Raw genomic sequence first — 19,796 nt, 5'->3', positions numbered from 1 at the left:
GGACGCATGCGTATCCGTGAGCACCCTCACCACGAGGCGCGCGCCGAGGACCGTCCGCCGGAGCTGACCACTCCGGACGGCTTCGACGCGTTCTACCGCCAACACGTCAACGCCATACTCGACTTCGTCACCCGCCGGGTCAGCGACCCGCACCTGGCGGCCGACCTCACCGCGGACATCTTCGTCGCCGCGCTGGAGGCCGCCGCAAGCTACCGGCCCGAGCGCGGGACGGCGGCCGGCTGGCTGTACGGCATCGCCCGGTACGTCCTCGCCGGGCACTGGCGGGGCGACAGCCGGGAGCGGCGGGCGATCGGCCGGCTGTCCGGCCGTCGGCTGCTCGACGAGGAGGACATCCTCGCCCTGGAGGAGCGGATCGACGCCCAGCGCGCCGTCCGCGACCTCGCGCAGCAGCACGCCGGGCTCAGCGCCCCACTGCGCGAGGTCCTCGACCTGATCGTCGTGGACGGCCTGAGCACCGCCGAGGCCGCGCAGGCGCTCTGCATCTCGCAGGCCACCGTCCGGGTCCGCCTGCACCGGGCCCGCCGCAAGCTCGGCGCCGAACGACAGCCCGCCCGCAAGGACCTGCCGAGGCCCGGCCCGCTGCTGCCCCGCCCGACCGCCCCCGCCGACCCGATGATCGAGGTGACCTCGTGACCAGTCCAGACCGCACCCCGTCCACCAGCCACTTCGAGCAGCGGCTCGGGGAGGAGCTGACCGCCCTTGCCGCCGAACGCGGCGCCGCCACTGCGTCCGCCGCCCGACCGAGCGGGCGGCGCCGCCCGCTGCTGGCCGCCGTCGCGGTCGGCGCGGCGGCCGTTGTCACCGCGTTGGTGCTGCCCGCCGTCCTGAGCAGCGAGCACGGCGGCAGCGCCGCGTACGCCGTCACTCAGGAGCCCGACGGCACCATCGCGCTGAAGCTGTTCGACCCGGCGGGCCTGCCCGGCATGGTCGCCACCCTGCAGCGGTACGGGGTGAAGGCGGCCGGGATGGAGGAGGCCAGGAGCGCGGAGGAGTGCCCACTGCCGTACCCGGTGGGGACGGGGGTGCAGCCCTCCCGGGTGGTGCCGGGCGACGGGCCCTCCACGGTGCGGATCGACCCCAAGCTGGTGCCGGCCGGCTCCACCGTGCTGCTGACCAGCGGGCACACCGCGATCGGCGGGCAGGCCGTGTCGAGCTTCGGCGTCAGGGCGGTGGACACCGTGCCGTCCTGCGTGCCCCCGGGCGTCTGGGGGAAGGTCGCTCCGTCCGGGCCGCCCACCGCTTCGTCGCCCACACTGGCCGTCGGCCCGGGCTACGGGTCCTCCCCGAAGTCCTGACAGTCGTCAGTCGTTGCCCGAAAGGGTGACGAAGTCGATCAACTCCTCGACCCGGCCGAGCAGTTCGGGCTCCAGGTCCTTCCAGCCGTCTACCGAGGAGAGGATCCGCTTCCAGGCCGCGGGGGTGTCCACCGGCCAGCCGAGGCGACGGCAGATGCCTTCCTTCCACACCTCGCCGCGCGGCACCTCGGGCCAGGCGGCGAAGCCGAGGCCGACCGGCTTGACGGCCTGCCAGATGTCGACGTACGGATGGCCGACCACCAGCACGTGTTCGCCGGTCACCTGCGCGGCGATCCGGTGCTCCTTGGTGCCGGGCAGCAGGTGGTCGACGAGCACGCCCAGTCGGCGGCCGGGGCCGGGGGCGAACTCGGCGACGATCGCGGGCAGGTCGTCCACGCCCTCCAGGTACTCGACCACCACGCCCTCGATCCGCAGGTCGTCGCCCCAGACCCGTTCGACCAGCTCGGCGTCGTGCCGGCCCTCGACGTAGATCCGCGACTCACGGGCCACCCGGGCGCGTGCCCCGGGCACCGCGATCGACCCGGACGCCGTCCGCCCCGGTCCGCGCTGCGGGGCCGGGGCGGACGGACGGACCAGCGTCACCACCCGACCCTCCAGCAGGAACCCGCGCGGCACCAGCGGAAACACCCGGTGCTTGCCGAAGCGGTCCTCCAGCGTGACGGTGAACCCCTCCGCGGTCCGCTCGCACCGCACCACCGCCCCGCAGAACCCGGTCGCCGCCTCCTCCACCACCAGATCCCGCTCCGCCGCCACCTCCGGCGCGGGCTGCTGCCGCTTCCACGGCGGGGTCAGATCCGGTCCGTACTCCCTGCTGCGCATGCCCCGCAGTCTACGAAACCGCCCCCGACGGCCCGTCAGCCGTCGCAGGCGGAAGGCCGGAGGTCGGGAGGCGGGTCAGTCGTCCAGGCCCGGGGCGCCCCAGACCGGGAACCAGCGGGAGAGGTCGGATTCGATGCGCAGGTCGTTGCGGAGCAGGTTGGAGATCTCGATCTCCAGGGGGTTGTTGCGCTTCTCCTGGCCGGGCAGCTTGCACATGGGGTAGAAGGTGCCGCGCTTGTACAGGTAGACCAGGCCCAGGGAGCGGCCCTCGGGGTCGCGGAAGGCGACGATCGAGCAGAGCAACTGCGGGCCGAAGCCGTTGGCCTCCAGCTCGCTGTTGACCGCGTGCAGGTCGTTGACCAGGTCGGGGAGTTCGTCGGGGGTGTGGCGGGCGAGCAGCCAGGAGTAGCCGTAGTCGTCGCGGGAGGCTTCGACGGGGGTGCCGCCGCGTTCGGTGTCCGCGTCGAGCAGGGCCCGGACCTGGGACTGCACCTCGGCGAAAGCGCCGCCCTCGACGGCCGCGAAGCACACCGAGCCGAGGCCGGTGGGGAGGAAGCCGGTGGCGGCCTGCAGGGTGAGCGCGGCGGACGGGATGCCGAACAGCTGGTCGAGGTCCGGTTTCACGGGCTTGCTGCGACCGAACAGGGCGTCCAGGAATCCCACGCGGAGTGCTCCTTGTCTCAGAGGTCGGTAGCGGGTCACTGCCCGAGCTGGGAGGAGATCTTCGACAGTTGCGCGAGGCGCTGCTCCAGCGACGGGTGGGTGGAGAACAGCTGCGCGGCGGTCTCCTTGGCGCTCAGTGCGGGCGCGAAGTAGAAGGCGTTGTACGGCTGGGCCTTGCGCAGGTCCTCGGTGGGGATGGCGGCGATCTGCCCGGTCACCTTGGTCAGTGCGGAGGCCAGCGCGCTGGGCCGGCCGGTCAGTTGGGCGGCGGCCCGGTCGGCGGCGAGCTCGCGGTAGCGGGACAGCAGCCGGGTGAGCAGGAAGCTGATCGCGTAGACCACCATCGAGGCCAGCGGGACGATGATCATCGCGATGGCGGCGTTGGGGTCGTTGTTGTTCCGGTTGCCGCCGCCCATCATTCCGCCGTACAGCGCGATCCGGGTCATCGCGCCGGCCAGCACGCCGAGGAAGCCGGCCACCGTCATCACCGCCACGTCCCGGTGCGCGACGTGCGAGAGCTCGTGCGCGAGGACGCCCTCCAGTTCCTCCGGTTCCAGCCGGCGCAGCAGGCCGGTGGTCACGCAGACCACCGCGTTCTCCGGGTTGCGGCCGGTGGCGAAGGCGTTCGGCATGTCGTTGTGGGCGACCGCGACCCGCGGCTTGGGCATGTCGGCGAGCGCGCAGAGCCGGTCCACCGCGCCGTGCAGCTGCGGAAACTCTTCGGGGGAGACCGGGTGGGCGCCCATCGCCCGTTCGGTGATCTTGTCGGAGAACCAGAACTGCGCGACGAACAGGCCGCCGGAGATCAGCACCACCAGCGGCCAGGCGCCGCGCAGCAGCACGATCAGCAGCCCGGTGAAACCGACGTAGAGCAGGCCGATCAAGAACATGGTGGTGACCATCCGACCGGTGAGACCGCGGTCGGGGGTGAACCGGGAGTGCTGTCGTGACGCCGACATCGCTGCTCCTCCTTCGCCTCTTCGTCTTCGATGCTGCCACCGGCCGGGCTCGCTGGCACCATCCGAAACGGTGGGAATTCGGTGGGAATGCGGCCGTGTCGGCCCGCGGTCACCCGTTGGCGCGCCATCTCGGTCGAGGATCACGTGGGCGGACCGTTCCTGCCGTCAGGCCCGGGCCGTACACTGGCAAGTACGGTTCTGGCACTCTGCCCAGTTGAGTGCCAGAGTGGATCGACCACCGGTTCAACGGACGACGACGGAGGTGTGTGCCCATGCCGGACGACGGCAAGCCCGACGGCCGCCTGCTCGACACACGCCCGTCCGTGCGTCCGCTGGACGAGCGCCGCCTGGCAGTGCTGCGCGCGATCGTCCAGGACTACGTGGGTACCGAGGAGCCGGTCGGCTCCAAGGCCCTCGTGGAACGGCACAACCTGGGTGTGTCGCCGGCCACCGTCCGCAACGACATGGCGGCGCTGGAGGAGGACGGGTTCATCCACCAGCCGCACACCAGTGCGGGCCGGATCCCCACCGACAAGGGCTACCGGCTGTTCGTCGACCGCCTCGCCGAGGTGAAGCCGATGACGGCCCCGGAGCGCCGGGCGATCCGGCACTTCCTGGAGGGCGCGGTCGACCTGGACGACGTGGTGGCCCGCACGGTGCGGCTGCTGGCGCAGCTGACCCGGCAGGTCGCGGTGGTCCAGTACCCGTCGCTGACCCGCTCCACGGTGCGGCACATCGAACTCGTCTCGCTCACCCCGACCAAGCTGATGCTGGTGCTGATCACCAACACCGGCCGGGTCGAGCAGCGGATGGTGGACTGTCCGGGCCCGGTCGGCGAGGCCCTGCTGGGAGACCTGCGGGCCAGGCTGAACGGCATGGCGGGCGGCTGCCGGCTGCCCGAGGTGCCGACCGTCCTGGAGGACCTGCCGGCCGGCTTCGAACCGGCCGACCGGTCCGCCGTCAGCACCGTGCTGGCTGTCCTGTTCGAAACGCTCGCCGAACAGAACGAGGAACGGATCATGCTGGCGGGCACCGCCAACCTGACCCGTTTCAACCACGATTTCCCGCTCTCCATCCGTCCGGTGCTGGAGGCACTGGAGGAGCAGGTGGTGCTGCTGCGCCTGCTGGGTGAGACCGGCGACTCCGCGATGACGGTCCGGATCGGTCACGAGAACGCCTACGAAGGCCTGAATTCCACGTCGGTGGTCTCCGTCGGTTACGGTTCGGGCGACCAGAGCGTGGCAAAGCTGGGTGTGATCGGTCCGACCCGGATGGATTACCCGGGCACAATGGGGGCGGTGCGTGCGGTGGCACGGTACGTCGGTCAGATCCTGGCCGAGTCATAGCAAAGCTGCGTGAGGCCCTCACGCAGCTCTCGCAAGCACTTCTAGAGGCGGAACAAACCGGAGCATTTGGTGGCCACGGACTACTACGCGGTACTCGGCGTCCGACGCGACGCGGGGCAGGACGAGATCAAGAAGGCGTTTCGGCGCCTCGCCCGTGAACTGCACCCGGACGTCAACCCGGACCCGAAGACGCAGGAGCGGTTCAAGGAGATCAACGCCGCCTACGAGGTGCTCTCCGATCCGCAGAAGCGTCAGGTCTACGACCTCGGCGGCGACCCGCTGTCGCCCAACGGCGGCGCGGGCGGTTTCGGCGCAGGGGCGGCCGGGTTCGGCTTCTCGGACATCATGGACGCCTTCTTCGGCGCCGCGACCGGCCAGCGCGGCCCGCGTTCGCGCACCCGCCGCGGCCAGGACGCGATGATCCGACTGGAGATCACCCTGGAGGAGGCCGCGTTCGGCACCACCAAGGAACTCCAGGTCGACACCGCCGTCACCTGCACCACCTGCAGCGGCGAGGGCGCCGCGCCCGGCACCTCCGCGCAGACCTGTGACATGTGTCGCGGCAAGGGCGAGGTCTCCCAGGTCACCCGGTCCTTCCTGGGCCAGGTCATGACCTCCCGCCCCTGCCCGCAGTGCCAGGGCTTCGGCACCGTCGTCCCGACCCCGTGCCCCGAGTGCGCGGGCGACGGCCGGGTCCGGGCCCGCCGCACCCTCACCGTCAAGATCCCCGCCGGTGTCGACAACGGCACCCGGATCCAGCTGGCCGGCGAGGGTGAGGTCGGCCCCGGCGGCGGCCCCGCCGGTGACCTCTACGTCGAGATCGCCGAGACCAGCCACAACGTCTTCCAGCGCCGCGGCGACGACCTGCACTGCACCGTCACCATCCCGATGACGGCCGCCGCGCTCGGCACCCAGGTGCCGCTGCAGACCCTGGACGGCCTGGAGGAGGTCGACATCCGGCCCGGCACCCAGTCCGGCCAGTCGATCCCGCTGCACGGCCGCGGCATCACCCACCTGCGCGGCGGCGGCCGGGGCGACCTGATAGTGCATGTCGAGGTGCAGACGCCCACCAAGCTCGACCCGGAGCAGGAGGAGCTGCTGCGTCGGATCGCCGTGCTCCGCGGCGAGGAGCGGCCGTCCGGCCAGTTCGCACCGGGTCAGCAGGGCCTGTTCTCCCGGCTGAAGGACGCCTTCAACGGCCGGTGAGACCTGTTCCTTCCGGGCCGGGAGCGGTGCACGCCACCGCTTCCGGTCCGGGTTTTTTTGTTGTCCGTTCCGTTTTCTGCTCGGTGAGAGGGTTCCTGTTCCGATGACCGCACCGGTGTTCGTCGTCGACGACCTGACGGGCGCCGCCCCCGGCGTCACCGTCCGCCTCGACGGCCCCGAAGGGCGGCACGCCGCCGCCGTCAAGCGCCTGGAGCCCGGAGAGGCCGTCACCCTCGCCGACGGACGCGGCCGCGGCGCGGACGGGACCGTCGCGGCAGTGCACGGCAAGGACGCGCTGGACGTGCTGGTGGCCGCCGTCCGCGAGGAGGCTGCGCCGGCGCCCCGGATCACCGTCGTCCAGGCGCTGCCCAAGGGCGACCGCGGCGAACTCGCGGTCGAGACGATGACCGAGGTCGGCATCGACGCGGTGGTGCCGTGGGCGGCCTCCCGGTGCATCACCCAGTGGAAGGGCGAGCGCGGCGCGAAGGCGCTCGCCAAGTGGCGGGCCACCGCGAAGGAGGCCGGCAAGCAGGCGCGGCGGCTGCGCTTCCCCGAGGTGCACGACCTGATGACGACGCGGCAGCTGCTTCCGCTGGTGTCGAAGGCTTCCTTCGCCGCTGTCCTGCACGAGGAAGGTTCGCTGCCGCTGGCTACGGCGGAGCTTCCGGCCTCCGGCGAGATCGTGCTGATCGTCGGGCCGGAAGGTGGCGTCTCCCCGGAGGAGATCGCGGCGTTCGCCGAGGCGGGGGCGAAGCCTTATCGACTCGGGGCGTCCGTCCTGCGTACTTCCACGGCGGGGGTCGCGGCGGGGGCGCTGCTGCTGGGACGCACGGGGCGCTGGGGGTGAGGATCCGAGCGGTGCCCCACGCGCCGCCGGTTTCGCAGCCTTGTGGTTATTCGCTCCCGCAGACTTTGTGCCCGTTCTAGTGTGGCCGGGTGACCGATTCGACGCGCGGGTACCTGCGCCACCCCCATCTGCATGGCGACGTTGTCGCTTTCGTTGCCGAGGACGATGTCTGGCTGGCTCCCGTCGAGGGCGGGCGGGCCTGGCGGTTGACGGCGGATCAGGTGCCGGTCGGCGCCGTGCGGTTCTCGCCGGACGGGCGGACGGTGGCCTGGACGTCGCACCGGGACGGCGCGCCGGAGGTGCATGTCGCGCCGGCGGCCGGTGGCGAGGCGCGGCGGCTGACGTACTGGGGGAGCCCGTACACGGCGCTGGCGGGGTGGAGCGCCGACGGCAGGCCGTTGGCGATCACCACGGCGGGGCAGGAGACGATCCGTCGGACGTGGGCGTTCGCGGTGCCGCTGGACGGCGGTGAGCCGGAGCGGCTGCCGTACGGGCCGATCGGGGCGCTGGCGTTCGAGCCGGTGCCGCCGGGGGCGGCCGGCGGGCGGGTGCTGCTGGGCACGCACAACCGGGAGGCCGCGCACTGGAAGCGCTACCGGGGCGGCCGGGCGGGCAAGTTGTGGATCGGTGCGGCCGAGTTCGAGCGGCTGCACGCGGAGCTGGACGGCCAGCTGGAGTGCCCGCTCTGGGTGGGTGACCGGGTGGCGTTCCTGTCCGACCACGAGGGCACCGGCCGGTTGTATTCGAGCCTGCCGGACGGCAGCGACCTGCGGGCGCACGGCCCGGCGGACTCCGGGTTCTACGCCCGGCAGGCGTCCACCGACGGCACCCGGGTGATCTGGCAGAGCGCCGGAGACCTGTGGCTGCTGGACGATCTGGAGGGCGCCGAGCCGCGCCGGCTGGAGATCGACCTGGCCGGCCCGCGCAGCGGCCGCCGGCCGCACCCGACCCGGGCGGACGGGCAGGTGGAGTCCGCGGCGGCGGACCGCACCGGCCGGGCCGCGGCCGTGGTGGTGCGCGGCACCGTGCACTGGGTGACGCACCGCGAGGGTCCGTCCCGGGTGCTGGACGAGACGCCGGGCGTGCGCAACCGGCTGGCTCGGGTCGTCCCGGGCGAGGACGGCACGCAGGGCGCGGTGTGGGTGACGGACGCCGAGGGTGACGACGCGATCGAGTACGCGCCGTCGGTGCTGGGCGCGGAGCGGCGCCGGCTGGCGGCCGGGCAACTGGGCCGGGTGCTGTCGCTGACGGTCTCGCCGGACGGCCGGCAGCTCGCGGTGGCCTCGCACGACGGCCGGCTGCTGCTGGTGGCGCTCAGCGACGGCGCCGTGCACGAGCTGGCGCGCAGCGGCGAGGGCGAGGTCAGCGGGCCGGTGTTCAGCCCGGACTCGGGCTGGCTGGCCTGGTCGCAGCCGGTGCTCGGCCCGTGGTCGCTGCGGCAGATCATGCTGGCGGACCTCACCTCGCGGACCGTCAGCGAGGCCACCCCGCAGCGTTTCCACGACTACTCGCCGGCCTTCACCTCGGACGGCAAGCACCTGGCGTTCCTGTCGGTGCGCACCTTCGACCCGGTGTACGACGAGCACGTCTTCGACCTGTCGTTCCCCGGCGGCACCCGTCCGCACCTGCTGACGCTGGCCGCCGACACCCCGTCGCCGTTCGGGCCGCAGCGGGCCGGGCGGCCGGTGGGCGGCGAGGAGGACGACGCCAAGGACGGCGACAAGGGCGAGTCCGCGGCGCCGACCACCAAGGTCGACCTGGAGGGTCTGGCGGACCGGATCGTGGCGTTCCCGGTGGCGGCCGGCCGGTTCGGGGCGCTGCGGGCCGCGAAGGACGGCGTGCTGTGGGGCCGGATCCCGTTCAGCGGTGAACTCGGCGACAGCGCCGCCTCGTTGGACGACAGCCCGGCCGGGACGGCGCTGGAGCGCTACGACCTGAAGAAGCGCCGGGTGGAGGAACTGCTCACCGGCGTCGACACGTTCGCGGTGTCCGGCGACGGCGCGCGGCTGGCGGTGCTGGAGGACGGCAGCCTGCGGATCGTCCCCGCCGACCAGAAGGCCGACGACAGCGAGGACGCTGCGGTCGACCTCGACCGGATCCGGGTCACCGTCGACCCGGCCGCCGAGTGGCGGCAGATGTTCGACGAGAACGGCCGGCTGATGCGCGACAACTTCTGGCGCGCCGACCTCGGCGGCGTCGACTGGGCGGGCGCGCTGGCCCGCTACCGGCCGCTGGTGGACCGGGCCGGCTGCCACTCCGACCTGGTGGACCTGCTGTGGGAGACGGTCGCCGAGCTCGGCACCTCGCACTCCTACGTGATCCCGCCCGGCCGGGGCACCGAGGCGGCCCGCCTGCAGGGCCTGCTCGGCGCGGACCTGGTCCGCGACGGCGAGGTGTGGCGGGTGGCCCGGGTGGTGCCCGGCGAGTCCTCCGACCCGCGGGCCCGCTCCCCGCTGGCCGCGCCCGGCGCGGCGATCCGTCCCGGCGACGCGATCCTGGCGGTCAACGGCCGCCCGGTCGATCCGGTGGCCGGCCCCGGCCCGCTGCTGGCCGGCACCGCCGACCAGCCGGTCGAGCTGACCGTCAGCGGCAAGGACGGCGGCGAGCGGTACCCGGTGGTGGTGCCGCTGGACGACGAGGAGGCGCTGCGCTACCACGACTGGGTGGCGGGTCGGCGGGCCGCCGTCCACGAGCTGTCCGGCGGCCGGCTCGGCTACCTGCACGTGCCCGACATGCAGAGCGCCGGGTGGGCGCAGCTCCACCGCGACCTGCGGATCGAGATGGCCCGCGAGGGCGTCGTGGTCGACCTGCGGGAGAACCGCGGCGGCCACACCTCGCAGCTGATCGTGGAGAAGCTGGCCCGCCGGATCGTCGGCTGGAACCGCGGCCGCGACCTGGACCGGCCCGAGCCGTACCCGGCGGACGCCCCGCGCGGCCCGGTGGTGGCGGTCGCCAACGAGTTCTCCGGCTCGGACGGCGACATCGTCAACGCGGCGATCCAGGCGCTCGGCATCGGCCCGGTGGTCGGCGTCCGCACCTGGGGCGGCGTGATCGGCATCGACAACAAGTACGACCTGGTGGACGGCACGGTGGTCACCCAGCCCAAGTACTCCAGCTGGCTGGAGGGTTACGGCTGGGGCCTGGAGAACGGCGGCGTCACCCCCGACGTCGAGGTGCCGACCGCTCCGCAGGACTGGGCGGCGGGCCGCGACCCGCAGCTGGAGACCGCCGTCCGGATCGCCCTGGAGGCGCTGGCGGCCACCCCGGCCAAGGTCGCGCCGCCGATCGACTGACCGCCGGGAGGGGGCGCGGGTCCGGCGTGGCCCGCGCCCCCTCCCTGTAAGGTCGTCGTCACCAGTGACGGGTGTTCAGAAGGAGTGCGGGAGATGGCCGGCGAGCCGCAGGCGGACTGTGTGTTCTGCAAGATCGTGTCGGGGGACATTCCGGCGGCGGTGGTGCGCAAGAGCGAACGGACGCTGGCGTTCCGGGACATCAACCCGCAGGCGCCCACCCACCTGCTGGTGATCCCGCACGTGCACTACGCCGACGCGGCCGAACTGGCCGCCGCGGAGCCGGAGATCGCCGCGGAGCTGCTGGTCGAGGCGGGCGAGGCCGCGAAGGGCGAGGGCCTGGAGTCGTACCGGCTGATCTTCAACACCGGCGCGGACTCCGGGCAGACGGTGTTCCACGCGCACGTGCACGTGCTGGGCGGGCGCAAGCTCGCCGAGGGGCTGGTCTGAGCGTTGTCGCAGCGTGAACTCGTCGTCCTCGGCACGGCCAGCCAGGTGCCGACCCGGCACCGGAACCACAACGGGTACCTGCTGCGCTGGGACGGCGAGGGGCTGCTGTTCGACCCGGGGGAGGGCACCCAGCGGCAGATGCTGCAGGCGGGCGTGACCGCCACCGGCATCACCCGGATCGCGGTGTCGCACTTCCACGGCGACCACTGCCTGGGCCTGCCGGGCGTGGTGCAGCGGATCAACCTGGACCGCGTCCCGCACCCGGTGGACGCCTACTACCCGGCGTCCGGCCAGCTGTTCTTCGACCGGCTGCGGCACGCCAGCGTCTACCACGCCACCGCCGACCTGCGGGAGCGGCCGATCGCCGGGCCGGGCCCGCTGGAGGCGCCGGGCGCGCCGTTCGAGCTGTCGGCAGTGCGGCTGTCGCACCCGGTGGAGTCGTTCGGCTACCGGCTGACCGAGCCGGACGGCGTCCGGCTGCGCCCCGAGCGGCTGCGCGAACTCGGCCTGCGCGGGCCGCTGGTGGGGCAGCTGCAGCGCGACGGCCGGGTCGAGGTCGACGGGCGGACGGTGCTGCTGGCGGAGGTCGCCGAGCGGCGGCCCGGGCAGCGGTTCGCCTTTGTGATGGACACCCGGCTGTGCGACGGGGTGGCCGAACTCGCCGAGGGCGCCGACCTGTTGGCGATCGAGGCGACCTTCCTGGAGGCGGACGCCGCCCTCGCCGAGGAGCACGGCCACCTGACCGCCGCGCAGGCCGCCCGGGTGGCCGCCGAGGCCGGGGTGCGTCGCCTGGTGCTGACCCACTTCTCGCAGCGCTACCCGGACCTGGAGGCGCACCGCGTCGAGGCCGAGAAGCACTTCGACGGCGAGGTCGTGATCGCCGAGGACCTGGCCAGGATCCCCGTCCCGACGCGCCGTTGAGCGCCCCCGGGGCGCGCGCCGACGGAAAACCGCTCGCACATCGGGGCGACAGCCCGCACCATCGAAGCCGCCGCGCCGCTCCGACGGACAACCGTGCGGCGTACCCTGGTGGCCTGGAGAGCCCTAGCCACACGACACGACGGATTGGGATGAGGCAGGCCGTAGCGCCGACCCATGACTGACACGACGCAGACCCGAACCGACGGACAGCGGCGCCCCGACGCGGCGGCCGCCAGCACCCGGATAGTCATCCCGGAGAAGCACCCGATGGTCACCCTGCTGGGCGCGGCCGACTCGCTCCTGCGAGTGATCGAGGACGGCTTCCCGGACGCCGACATCCACGTCCGCGGAAACGAGGTGACGGCCACCGGCTCTCCGGCCGAGGTCGCGCTCGTCAAGCAGCTCTTCACCGAGATGATGCTGGTGCTGCGCACCGGCCAGCCACTGACGGAGGACGCCGTGGAGCGCTCCATCACCATGCTCAGGAGCGCCGCCGAGGACCCGGCCCACCCGGCCCCGTCCGAGGTCTTCACGGCGAACATCCTGTCCAACCGGGGCCGCACGATCCGCCCCAAGACGCTCAACCAGCAGCGCTACGTCGACGCGATCGACAAGCACACCATCGTCTTCGGCCTCGGCCCGGCCGGCACCGGCAAGACCTACCTGGCGATGGCCAAGGCCGTGCAGGCGCTGCAGGCCAAGGAGGTCAACCGGATCATCCTGACCCGGCCGGCCGTCGAGGCGGGGGAGCGGCTGGGCTTCCTGCCCGGCACCCTCTACGAGAAGATCGACCCCTACCTGCGGCCGCTGTACGACGCGCTGCACGACATGATGGACCCGGACTCGATCCCGCGGCTGATGGCCGCCGGCACGATCGAGGTGGCTCCGCTGGCGTACATGCGAGGCCGCACCCTGAACGACGCGTTCATCATCCTCGACGAGGCGCAGAACACCTCGCCCGAGCAGATGAAGATGTTCCTGACCCGCCTCGGCTTCAACTCCCGGGTGGTGGTCACCGGCGACACCAGCCAGATCGACCTGCCGGGTAGCACCCGCAGCGGTCTGAAGGTGGTCCAGGAGATCCTGGCCGACGTGCCCGACATCCACTTCTCGGTGCTGACCAGCACCGACGTGGTGCGGCACAAGCTGGTCGGCCGCATCGTGGACGCGTACGAACGCTGGGACGCCCGGCAGGAGTCCGAGGAGTCCGGCGACCGCAAACCCGTCCAACGGCGGGGCGCTCGGGCGCCCCGGCAGTCCCATCGCACCGAAAGCTGAGTACTGAGCCCTCCATGTCGATCGACATCGCCAACGAGTCCGGTTGGGACGTCGACGAGGAGTCCATCCTCGACGTCGCCCGCTACGCCCTCGACAAGATGCGGATTCACCCGCAGTCCGAGCTCTCCGTGATCCTCTACGACAGCGAGTCGATGGCGGAGCTGCACGTCCAGTGGATGGACCTGCCCGGTCCGACCGACGTGATGTCCTTCCCGATGGACGAGCTGCGTCCCGGCAAGGAGGGCGAGGACCTGCCGGAGGGCCTGCTCGGCGACATCGTGCTCTGCCCGGAGGTGGCCGAGCAACAGGGCCTGGCCGCCCCGACCAAGCACTCCATGGACGAGGAGCTGCAGCTGCTCACCGTCCATGGAGTGCTGCACGTGCTCGGCTACGACCACGAGGAGCCCGACGAGGAGCGCGAGATGTTCGCGCTGCAGAAGCGGATCCTGGACGACTGGCGGGCCGGCCGCGGGCTGACCGGTCTGTCGCCGGCGCCGACCGTCCACTGAGGGCCGGCCGTCTGTGAGTGGTGAGAGTACGACCTTCCTGATCGGGGCGCTGCTGCTGGTGGTGCTCGGCTGGCTGGCCGCGTGCGCCGAGGCGGGGATCTCCCGGATGTCGCGGTTCCGGGCCGAGGAGGCGGTCCGGTCGGGCCGCCGCGGCTCGGACCGGCTGCTGACGCTGGCCTCCGACAACATCCGCTACCTGAACCTGGCGACGCTGATCCGGGTGGCCGCCGAGATGGCCGCCGCGGTGCTGGTCACCGTGGTGTGCGTGCGCAGTTTCCAGCAGACCTGGCTGGCCGTGCTGGTGGCGTTCGCCGTAATGGTGCTGGTGTCGTTCGTCATGGTCGGGGTCTCCCCGCGCACGATCGGCCGCCAGCACCCGCTGAGCACCGTCACCGCGGCGTCCTACGTGCTGCTGCCGCTGGCCCGGATCCTCGGGCCGATCCCGCGGCTGCTGATCCTGCTGGGCAACGCGCTGACGCCCGGCAAGGGCTACCGGGAGGGCCCGTTCGCCTCCGAGGCGGAGCTGCGGGCGCTGGTCGACCTGGCCGAGAAGGACGACCTGATCGAGGACGAGGAGCGCCGGATGGTGCACTCGGTCTTCGAGCTGGGCGACACCATCGTGCGCGAGGTGATGGTGCCGCGCACCGACCTGGTGATGATCGAGCGGCACAAGACCGTCCGGCAGGCGCTGACGCTGGCGCTGCGCTCGGGCTTCTCGCGGATCCCGGTGGTCGGCGACAACGAGGACGACGTGGTCGGCATCGTCTACCTCAAGGACCTGGTGCGGCGCACCCACATCAACCGGGACGCCGAGTCCGAGCAGGTCGACTCGGTGATGCGGCCGGCGGTGTTCGTGCCGGACTCCAAGCCGGCCGCGGACCTGCTGCGCGAGATGCAGCAGATGCGCTCGCACGTGGCGATCGTGATCGACGAGTACGGCGGCACCGCCGGCCTGGTCACCATCGAGGACATCCTGGAGGAGATCGTCGGCGAGATCACCGACGAGTACGACCGGGAGATCGCCCCGGTCGAGGACCTCGGCGACGGCACGTACCGGATCACCGCCCGGCTCACCGTGGAGGACCTCGGCGAGCTGTTCGGCATCGAGCTGGACGACGAGGACGTCGAGACCGTCGGCGGCCTGCTCGCCAAGTGCCTGGGCCGGGTGCCGATCCCCGGGTCGGCCTGCGAGGTGCCGGTGCCGGAGGGCAGCGGGCTGGCCGCGATCAGCCTCACCGCGGAGAGCTCCGCGGGCCGCCGCAACCGGATCGGCACCGTGGTGGCCGCGCCGGTGCGGGTCGAGGAGCGCGTCAGGCACGCCGAGGACTCCGCAGAGGAGCACGCAGCGTAGTCCGTCGTACCCGCAGCGGGCCCTGGACGGGCCGTCCCAACCGGCTTGCCGGGCAGGACGGTTCGGCCCGGGGCCCGTTTGCCTGACCCCCCGGAACGCGCCGACCATGGGAGACATGGCACATCTACTGCGCGCGGAATACGGCCCCAGCGGGCCGGCCGGCGGGGTGGCCAGGTGGCATGTGGTCCGTGACACCGACCTCTCGCACGGCATGTGCGGCGCCGAGATCGCCTCGGACGCCGAGAGCAAGCCGGAGGAGGCCTGGGGCACCGGGCTGCACTGCTGCCAGCAGTGCGGGTCGCTGTACCTGCACGAGGTTCCGTTCCTCCGGTCCGACCACGCGGGGAGGACGTGATGAGACTCCACGACGAACTGCCGGTCGACCACCGGCTGGGCCAGGTGTACCGCTACGGCGCCGGACTGGGCGGACTGTTCCTGGTGGCGTTCGGCATCCTCGGGCTCGTCGGTGGCAGCCCCGGCTTCATCGACACCTCGGGCAAGGAAGTGCTGGGCATGTCCAGCAACGGCGCACTGAGCGTGCTGTCGCTGGTGGCCGGCGGAATCCTGATCCTGGGTGCGATCATCGGCGGCAACATCGCCTCCAACATCAACATGATCATGGGCGTGCTGTTCGTGCTGGCCGGCTTCGTCGGCCTGATGGTGCTGGACTCCAGCGCCAACCGGCTCGCCTTCCACATCGGCAACGTCGTCTTCAGCTTCGTCTTCGGCTTCGTGATCCTGACCTTCGGCATGTACGGCAGAGTCAGCAGCCACCTGCCACAGGACAACCCGTACTGGAAGAAACGCCACGAGCATCCGGCCGAGCGCCCGAACGGCCCGCCCGCGCTGGTGAACGTGCTGCGACCCGGTCCGCCGAACCCGACCGGACACTGATCGCCGCGGCGTAGAGTGGGGCTGTACCAGGCCCGACGGATCGTCAGATCCGTTGGGCCGCAGCCTGTTTGGAGGGGGGACGCGATGACGGAGCGCATGCTGGGGGCGCTGGCCAGTTCGCCGATCGGGTTCGGCGCGATGGTGCTCTCGCCCGGCGTGTACGGCGAGATCGACGACCGGCGCGGCGAGGACGCGCTGCACGCCGCGATCGACGCCGGGGCCCGCCTGATCGACACCGCGGACGGCTACGGCCGCGGACACAACGAGGAGCTGATCGGCCGCGCCCTGGCCGGCCGGCGCGACGAGGTGGTGCTCGCCACCAAGTTCGGCCTCCGCATCCCGGAGGGCGCCGAGGCGCACCGCTTCCCGGTGCACTTCGCCTTCGAGGAGATCGCGGTGAACTGCGAGCCCAAGTACGTCCGCGGCTACGCGGAGCAGTCGCTGCGCAATCTCGGCACCGACGTGATCGACCTGTACTACCCGCACTTCCCGGACCCGCAGGTGCCGTTCGAGGACACCGTCGGCGCGGTCGCCGAGCTGATCCGGGACGGGCTGGTGCGGCACCTCGGGCTGTCCAACGTGACGGCCGCGCAGCTGCGCGCCGCGCACGCGGTGCACCCGGTGGCGGCGGTGCAGGTGCAGTGGTCGATGTGGCAGCCGATCGACCCGGAGCTGCTGGCCGCCACCCGCGAGCTGGGCGTCGGCGTGGTGGCCTGGAGCCCGCTCGGCGGCGGCTTCCTGACCGGCACCGTGCAGCAGCTCGACGAGGGCGACTTCCGGCAGAACATCGCCCGGTTCTCCGCCGAGAACCTGGCCGCGAACAACGACCGGTACGCGCCGCTGCGCGCGATGGCCTCGGAACTGGGCGTCACCCCAGGCCAGTTGGCGCTGGCCTGGCTGCTGCGGCAGGACGACCACGTGGTGCCGATCCCGGGCAGCCGTACCCCCGCGCACATCGCGGAGAACCTGGCCGCGGCGGACCTGGTGCTGGACGACGCCGTGCTGGCCCGGATCGACGCGGCGCTGGCGGCGTTCGCGCCGGCCGGCGAGGGGGCGCTGCTCAAGGGCTGAGCCGGATCCGGGACCGGCCTGTTCACGGGTTGGGCCGGTGAGTGGTCGAGGGCCGGACGCCCCGGCCGGTGCGCCGGTGCGCCACTTATGCTCGGGCCATGACCGAGATTTCCGAGCTGGACCCCGAGGACAAGAAGATCATCACGCTGGCCCGCTCGGCCCGCGCCCGCAACGGCGTGGCCGAGGGCGCCGCAGTCCGCGACGAGACCGGCCGCACCTACGTGGCCGGGACGGTCGCGCTGGAGTCGCTGCAGCTCAGCGCGGTGCAGACGGCCGTGGCGATGGCGGTGGCCAGCGGGGCGAAGAGCCTGGAGGCGGCCGCGGTGGTCTCGGCCGCGGACGAGCCGGCGGCGGCCGACCTGGCGGCCGTGCGGGACTTGGGCGGCGCCGGGACCCCGGTGCTGCTGGCCGGTCCCGACGGCACGCTGAAGGTCGTCGCCGAGGCGCGTTGAGGCTTCTGCCGAACCCCTCGACAACCCCCCGGCCGGTGCGATAATCGCACCGGCCGGGGGTGTTTTCGGTGGGGGAGGGGTCATGGGCGTCGCCGCGTTCTTCTGCGGACTGCTGCTGTGCGTCATGGGTTTCGGCCGTTGGCACGAGACCGGATCCCCGTGGTGGCTGGGCGGCACCCTGGCGCTGCTGGCGCTGGTCCTGGTCGGCGGCATCATGGGCGGCGGGAAGAAGAAGGCCGGCTGAGCGGCCGCCCGACCCAATGGCCGGGACGGCCCGGCCGATCGGGGACAATGGGTGGCATGAATGCCCCTTCCTCCCCGTACCGCTCCGGGTTCGCGTGTTTCGTCGGCCGTCCCAACGCGGGCAAGTCGACCCTGACCAACGCCCTGGTCGGGACGAAGGTCGCGATCACCTCCGACCGTCCCCAGACCACCCGGCACACCGTGCGCGGCATCGTGCACCGCCCCGACGCCCAGCTCGTGCTGGTGGACACCCCCGGGCTGCACAAGCCCCGCACGCTGCTCGGCGAGCGCCTCAACGACCTGGTCCGCAGCACCTGGGCCGAGGTCGACGTGATCGGCTTCTGCGTGCCCGCCGACCAGAAGCTCGGCCCCGGCGACAAGTTCATCGCCAAGGAGCTCGCCGAGATCAAGAAGTCCACCCCGAAGGTGGCGCTGGTCACCAAGACCGACCTGGTGGACTCCAAGCGGCTCGCCGAGCAGCTGATCGCCGTCCACCAGCTGGGCGCCGAACTCGGCATCGAGTGGGCCGAGATCATCCCGGTCTCCGCCGTGGGCGACAAGCAGGTCGACCTGGTCGCCGACCTGCTGACCAAGCTGCTGCCCGAGGGCATGCCGCTGTACCCCGACGGCGACCTCACCGACGAGCCCGAGCAGATCATGGTCGCCGAGCTGATCCGGGAAGCCGCCCTGGAGGGCGTGCGCGACGAACTCCCGCACTCGCTGGCCGTGGTGGTCGAGGAGATGATCCCGCGCGAGGGCCGGCCCGCCGACCGTCCGCTGCTGGACATCCACGCCAACGTGTACATCGAGCGGCAGAGCCAGAAGGCCATCGTGATCGGTGCCAAGGGCGCCCGGCTCAAGCACGTCGGCACCACCGCCCGCAAGCAGATCGAGGCGCTCCTCGGCACCCCGGTCTACCTGGACCTGCACGTCAAGGTCGCCAAGGACTGGCAGCGCGATCCGAAGCAGCTGCGTAAGCTCGGCTTCTGACGGGGCGTCGAACGGGCTTGAAGCGGAGGGGCCGGTCGTGAAGCTGCACACCCACGAGTGGGGCGGGGGCGACCGGACCGCTCTGCTGATCCACGGCCTGCAGTCCGACCACCGCACCTGGCGGGTGATCGGCCCCGCCCTCGCCGCCCGCGGCTACCGGGTGATCGGTGTGGACCTGCGCGGCCACGGCGCCTCGCCGCGCGGCGAGGGCGCCACCCCCGCCGACCGGTACGGGCCCGAGCAGTTCGCCGAGGACCTCGCCGACACCCTGCCCGCCGGAGCCACGCTGGCCGTCGGGCACTCGCTGGGCGCGCTCGCGCTGTGGCGGGCCGTGGACCGGCTCAAGCCGGACCGCGTCGTCTACAGCGACCCGCCGTTCGCTTTCGACCGGCCCGGGCTCGGGCCGGAGCCGTTCGTCGTCTTCCGGCGCATCGGCACCCGGGCGTTCATCACCGCCATGCATCCCGGCTGGGCCGCCGAGGACGTGGACGCCGAACTCGCCGGTCTCGCCGCCTGGGACAGCGACACCGCCGTCGGCCTGTGGGCGCACCCCGAACTGTCCGCCCTGCCGGGCGCCCCGGCCGTCCCCTCGCTGGTCCAACTCGCCGACGCCAGCGCCATGGTGACTCCCGAGGAGGCCGCCGAGCTGCGCCGCCGCGGCTACGAGGTGCGCACCGTCGCGGGCACCGGCCACTGCATCCACCGGGACGACCCGGACGGGTTCCTGGCCTCGTTGGACGGCTGGATCTGAGTCGGCCGTCGGCCGTGGACCGCCAGGCCGCCAGTCCGCCGGCCGTGGACCGCCAGGCGGCCGGCCCTTCGGCGGGCTCGGGCGTCAGGCGCCCTCGCGGAGCACCAGGCCGATCAACTCGCGCTGGGAGTCGGTAAGTTCGGGGTCGGCGCAGTGGACGGTGCGGCCGTCGACGCTGATCTCGTAGTGGAAGCCGTCGGGCACGCCGTACGCGGGCGTGCGCAGCCCGCCGGCCATCGCCTCGCGTGCCAGCGCGTGCACGTGCGGGGCGTCCGTGCGCTGCTCGGTGTCCATCTCGGCATACCGGAGCAGGCCGGCGAACCCGCCGGTGCGGGTGACCTGGATACGCATGGATGCCAGTGTGCAGCGCGGCGAACGGGTTTGCCGAGGCTTTTCACCAACTTGCCGCACCGGCCCGC

General features: G+C 72.5%; 22 protein-coding genes. 18 read left to right on the top strand and 4 right to left on the bottom strand.

Annotated elements, in window-relative coordinates:
• Positions 1-6: 6 nt before the first annotated feature.
• Both AMK19_RS16365 and AMK19_RS16360 read left to right on the top strand, forming a co-directional pair.
• Positions 7-654, top strand: a complete 648-nt coding sequence (locus tag AMK19_RS16365; protein ID WP_073812291.1) for an RNA polymerase sigma factor — start codon at positions 7-9, stop codon at positions 652-654.
• Positions 651-1,316: a hypothetical protein gene (locus AMK19_RS16360; protein ID WP_073812289.1), complete on the top strand. Its 666-nt coding sequence runs from the start codon at positions 651-653 to the stop codon at positions 1,314-1,316. Before AMK19_RS16365 ends, AMK19_RS16360 begins: the two co-directional genes overlap by 4 nt.
• A 6-nt stretch (positions 1,317-1,322) precedes the next feature.
• Here AMK19_RS16360 and AMK19_RS16355 read toward each other — a convergent pair whose 3' ends face one another.
• The 3 genes from AMK19_RS16355 to htpX form a co-directional block, all read right to left on the bottom strand.
• Positions 1,323-2,156 (bottom strand): DUF3097 domain-containing protein, encoded by an 834-nt coding sequence (locus AMK19_RS16355; protein WP_073812287.1) that lies wholly within the window; start codon positions 2,154-2,156, stop codon positions 1,323-1,325.
• A gap of 75 nt (positions 2,157-2,231) precedes the next feature.
• Positions 2,232-2,819 (bottom strand): PspA-associated protein PspAB, encoded by a 588-nt coding sequence (pspAB, locus tag AMK19_RS16350; protein WP_073812285.1) that lies wholly within the window; start codon positions 2,817-2,819, stop codon positions 2,232-2,234.
• Positions 2,820-2,854: 35 nt separating this feature from the next.
• Entirely contained in the window at positions 2,855-3,778 is a 924-nt protein-coding gene (gene htpX / locus AMK19_RS16345) for a zinc metalloprotease HtpX (RefSeq protein ID WP_073812284.1), read from the bottom strand.
• A gap of 272 nt (positions 3,779-4,050) precedes the next feature.
• On the opposite strand from htpX, the gene hrcA reads away from it, so the two are divergent.
• The 16 genes from hrcA (at position 4,051) to AMK19_RS16270 (ending at position 19,377) form a co-directional block, all read left to right on the top strand.
• Entirely contained in the window at positions 4,051-5,124 is a 1,074-nt protein-coding gene (hrcA, locus tag AMK19_RS16340; RefSeq protein ID WP_073812282.1) for a heat-inducible transcriptional repressor HrcA, read from the top strand.
• A gap of 69 nt (positions 5,125-5,193) precedes the next feature.
• Complete coding sequence (gene dnaJ, locus AMK19_RS16335) at positions 5,194-6,330, top strand: molecular chaperone DnaJ (RefSeq protein ID WP_073812281.1); 1,137 nt, start codon at positions 5,194-5,196, stop codon at positions 6,328-6,330.
• 103 nt (positions 6,331-6,433) lie between these two features.
• Positions 6,434-7,177 (top strand): 16S rRNA (uracil(1498)-N(3))-methyltransferase, encoded by a 744-nt coding sequence (locus AMK19_RS16330; RefSeq protein ID WP_073812279.1) that lies wholly within the window; start codon positions 6,434-6,436, stop codon positions 7,175-7,177.
• 89 nt (positions 7,178-7,266) lie between these two features.
• The gene (locus AMK19_RS16325) at positions 7,267-10,470 is read left to right on the top strand and encodes a S41 family peptidase (RefSeq protein WP_073812278.1); all 3,204 of its coding nucleotides are present in this window, start codon (positions 7,267-7,269) and stop codon (positions 10,468-10,470) included.
• Between the two features lie 93 nt (positions 10,471-10,563).
• The gene (locus AMK19_RS16320) at positions 10,564-10,917 is read left to right on the top strand and encodes an HIT domain-containing protein (protein WP_073812276.1); all 354 of its coding nucleotides are present in this window, start codon (positions 10,564-10,566) and stop codon (positions 10,915-10,917) included.
• Between the two features lie 3 nt (positions 10,918-10,920).
• Positions 10,921-11,838 (top strand): ribonuclease Z, encoded by a 918-nt coding sequence (locus tag AMK19_RS16315; RefSeq protein WP_073812274.1) that lies wholly within the window; start codon positions 10,921-10,923, stop codon positions 11,836-11,838.
• A 174-nt stretch (positions 11,839-12,012) separates the two neighbouring features.
• On the top strand, positions 12,013-13,116 hold the full coding sequence (locus tag AMK19_RS16310; protein WP_143200231.1) for a PhoH family protein: 1,104 nt from the start codon (positions 12,013-12,015) through the stop codon (positions 13,114-13,116).
• Positions 13,117-13,130: 14 nt separating this feature from the next.
• A complete protein-coding gene (gene ybeY / locus AMK19_RS16305; RefSeq protein ID WP_073812273.1) occupies positions 13,131-13,625 on the top strand; it encodes an rRNA maturation RNase YbeY in 495 nt (164 codons plus the stop codon).
• A gap of 13 nt (positions 13,626-13,638) precedes the next feature.
• Positions 13,639-14,976, top strand: a complete 1,338-nt coding sequence (locus AMK19_RS16300; RefSeq protein ID WP_073812271.1) for a hemolysin family protein — start codon at positions 13,639-13,641, stop codon at positions 14,974-14,976.
• 115 nt (positions 14,977-15,091) lie between these two features.
• A complete protein-coding gene (locus tag AMK19_RS16295; RefSeq protein ID WP_073812500.1) occupies positions 15,092-15,331 on the top strand; it encodes a hypothetical protein in 240 nt (79 codons plus the stop codon).
• A complete protein-coding gene (locus tag AMK19_RS16290) occupies positions 15,331-15,870 on the top strand; it encodes a DUF4383 domain-containing protein (RefSeq protein WP_073812270.1) in 540 nt (179 codons plus the stop codon). Before AMK19_RS16295 ends, AMK19_RS16290 begins: the two co-directional genes overlap by 1 nt.
• A gap of 84 nt (positions 15,871-15,954) precedes the next feature.
• Entirely contained in the window at positions 15,955-16,941 is a 987-nt protein-coding gene (locus AMK19_RS16285) for an aldo/keto reductase (protein ID WP_073812268.1), read from the top strand.
• A 98-nt stretch (positions 16,942-17,039) separates the two neighbouring features.
• Positions 17,040-17,393: a cytidine deaminase gene (locus AMK19_RS16280; protein ID WP_073812267.1), complete on the top strand. Its 354-nt coding sequence runs from the start codon at positions 17,040-17,042 to the stop codon at positions 17,391-17,393.
• A gap of 82 nt (positions 17,394-17,475) precedes the next feature.
• Positions 17,476-17,637, top strand: a complete 162-nt coding sequence (locus AMK19_RS36000; RefSeq protein ID WP_158071912.1) for a hypothetical protein — start codon at positions 17,476-17,478, stop codon at positions 17,635-17,637.
• A gap of 56 nt (positions 17,638-17,693) precedes the next feature.
• Positions 17,694-18,626 (top strand): GTPase Era, encoded by a 933-nt coding sequence (gene era / locus AMK19_RS16275; protein ID WP_073812265.1) that lies wholly within the window; start codon positions 17,694-17,696, stop codon positions 18,624-18,626.
• Between the two features lie 37 nt (positions 18,627-18,663).
• A complete protein-coding gene (locus AMK19_RS16270; protein WP_073812264.1) occupies positions 18,664-19,377 on the top strand; it encodes an alpha/beta fold hydrolase in 714 nt (237 codons plus the stop codon).
• An 84-nt stretch (positions 19,378-19,461) separates the two neighbouring features.
• On the opposite strand, the gene AMK19_RS16265 is transcribed toward AMK19_RS16270, so the two are convergent.
• Positions 19,462-19,728: a protealysin inhibitor emfourin gene (locus AMK19_RS16265; RefSeq protein ID WP_073812262.1), complete on the bottom strand. Its 267-nt coding sequence runs from the start codon at positions 19,726-19,728 to the stop codon at positions 19,462-19,464.
• Positions 19,729-19,796 lie beyond the last annotated feature (68 nt).

Origin of the sequence: Kitasatospora sp. CB01950, assembly GCF_001905465.1 — a bacterium.
GTDB lineage: Bacteria > Actinomycetota > Actinomycetes > Streptomycetales > Streptomycetaceae > Kitasatospora.
This window is presented reverse-complemented; position numbering and strand designations above follow the sequence as displayed.

Excerpts from the sequence above, each read along its gene's own strand:
- AMK19_RS16365 (WP_073812291.1), top strand. The coding sequence starts at position 7 with ATGCGTATCCGTGAGCACCCTCACCACGAGGCGCGCGCCGAGGACCGT.
- AMK19_RS16355 (WP_073812287.1), bottom strand. The coding sequence starts at position 2,156 with ATGCGCAGCAGGGAGTACGGACCGGATCTGACCCCGCCGTGGAAGCGG.
- htpX (WP_073812284.1), bottom strand. The coding sequence starts at position 3,778 with ATGTCGGCGTCACGACAGCACTCCCGGTTCACCCCCGACCGCGGTCTC.
- hrcA (WP_073812282.1), top strand. The coding sequence starts at position 4,051 with ATGCCGGACGACGGCAAGCCCGACGGCCGCCTGCTCGACACACGCCCG.
- AMK19_RS16330 (WP_073812279.1), top strand. The coding sequence starts at position 6,434 with ATGACCGCACCGGTGTTCGTCGTCGACGACCTGACGGGCGCCGCCCCC.
- AMK19_RS16320 (WP_073812276.1), top strand. The coding sequence starts at position 10,564 with ATGGCCGGCGAGCCGCAGGCGGACTGTGTGTTCTGCAAGATCGTGTCG.
- AMK19_RS16310 (WP_143200231.1), top strand. The coding sequence starts at position 12,013 with ATGACTGACACGACGCAGACCCGAACCGACGGACAGCGGCGCCCCGAC.
- ybeY (WP_073812273.1), top strand. The coding sequence starts at position 13,131 with ATGTCGATCGACATCGCCAACGAGTCCGGTTGGGACGTCGACGAGGAG.
- AMK19_RS16295 (WP_073812500.1), top strand. The coding sequence starts at position 15,092 with ATGGCACATCTACTGCGCGCGGAATACGGCCCCAGCGGGCCGGCCGGC.
- AMK19_RS16290 (WP_073812270.1), top strand. The coding sequence starts at position 15,331 with ATGAGACTCCACGACGAACTGCCGGTCGACCACCGGCTGGGCCAGGTG.
- AMK19_RS16285 (WP_073812268.1), top strand. The coding sequence starts at position 15,955 with ATGACGGAGCGCATGCTGGGGGCGCTGGCCAGTTCGCCGATCGGGTTC.
- AMK19_RS16280 (WP_073812267.1), top strand. The coding sequence starts at position 17,040 with ATGACCGAGATTTCCGAGCTGGACCCCGAGGACAAGAAGATCATCACG.
- AMK19_RS36000 (WP_158071912.1), top strand. The coding sequence starts at position 17,476 with ATGGGCGTCGCCGCGTTCTTCTGCGGACTGCTGCTGTGCGTCATGGGT.
- era (WP_073812265.1), top strand. The coding sequence starts at position 17,694 with ATGAATGCCCCTTCCTCCCCGTACCGCTCCGGGTTCGCGTGTTTCGTC.
- AMK19_RS16265 (WP_073812262.1), bottom strand. The coding sequence starts at position 19,728 with ATGCGTATCCAGGTCACCCGCACCGGCGGGTTCGCCGGCCTGCTCCGG.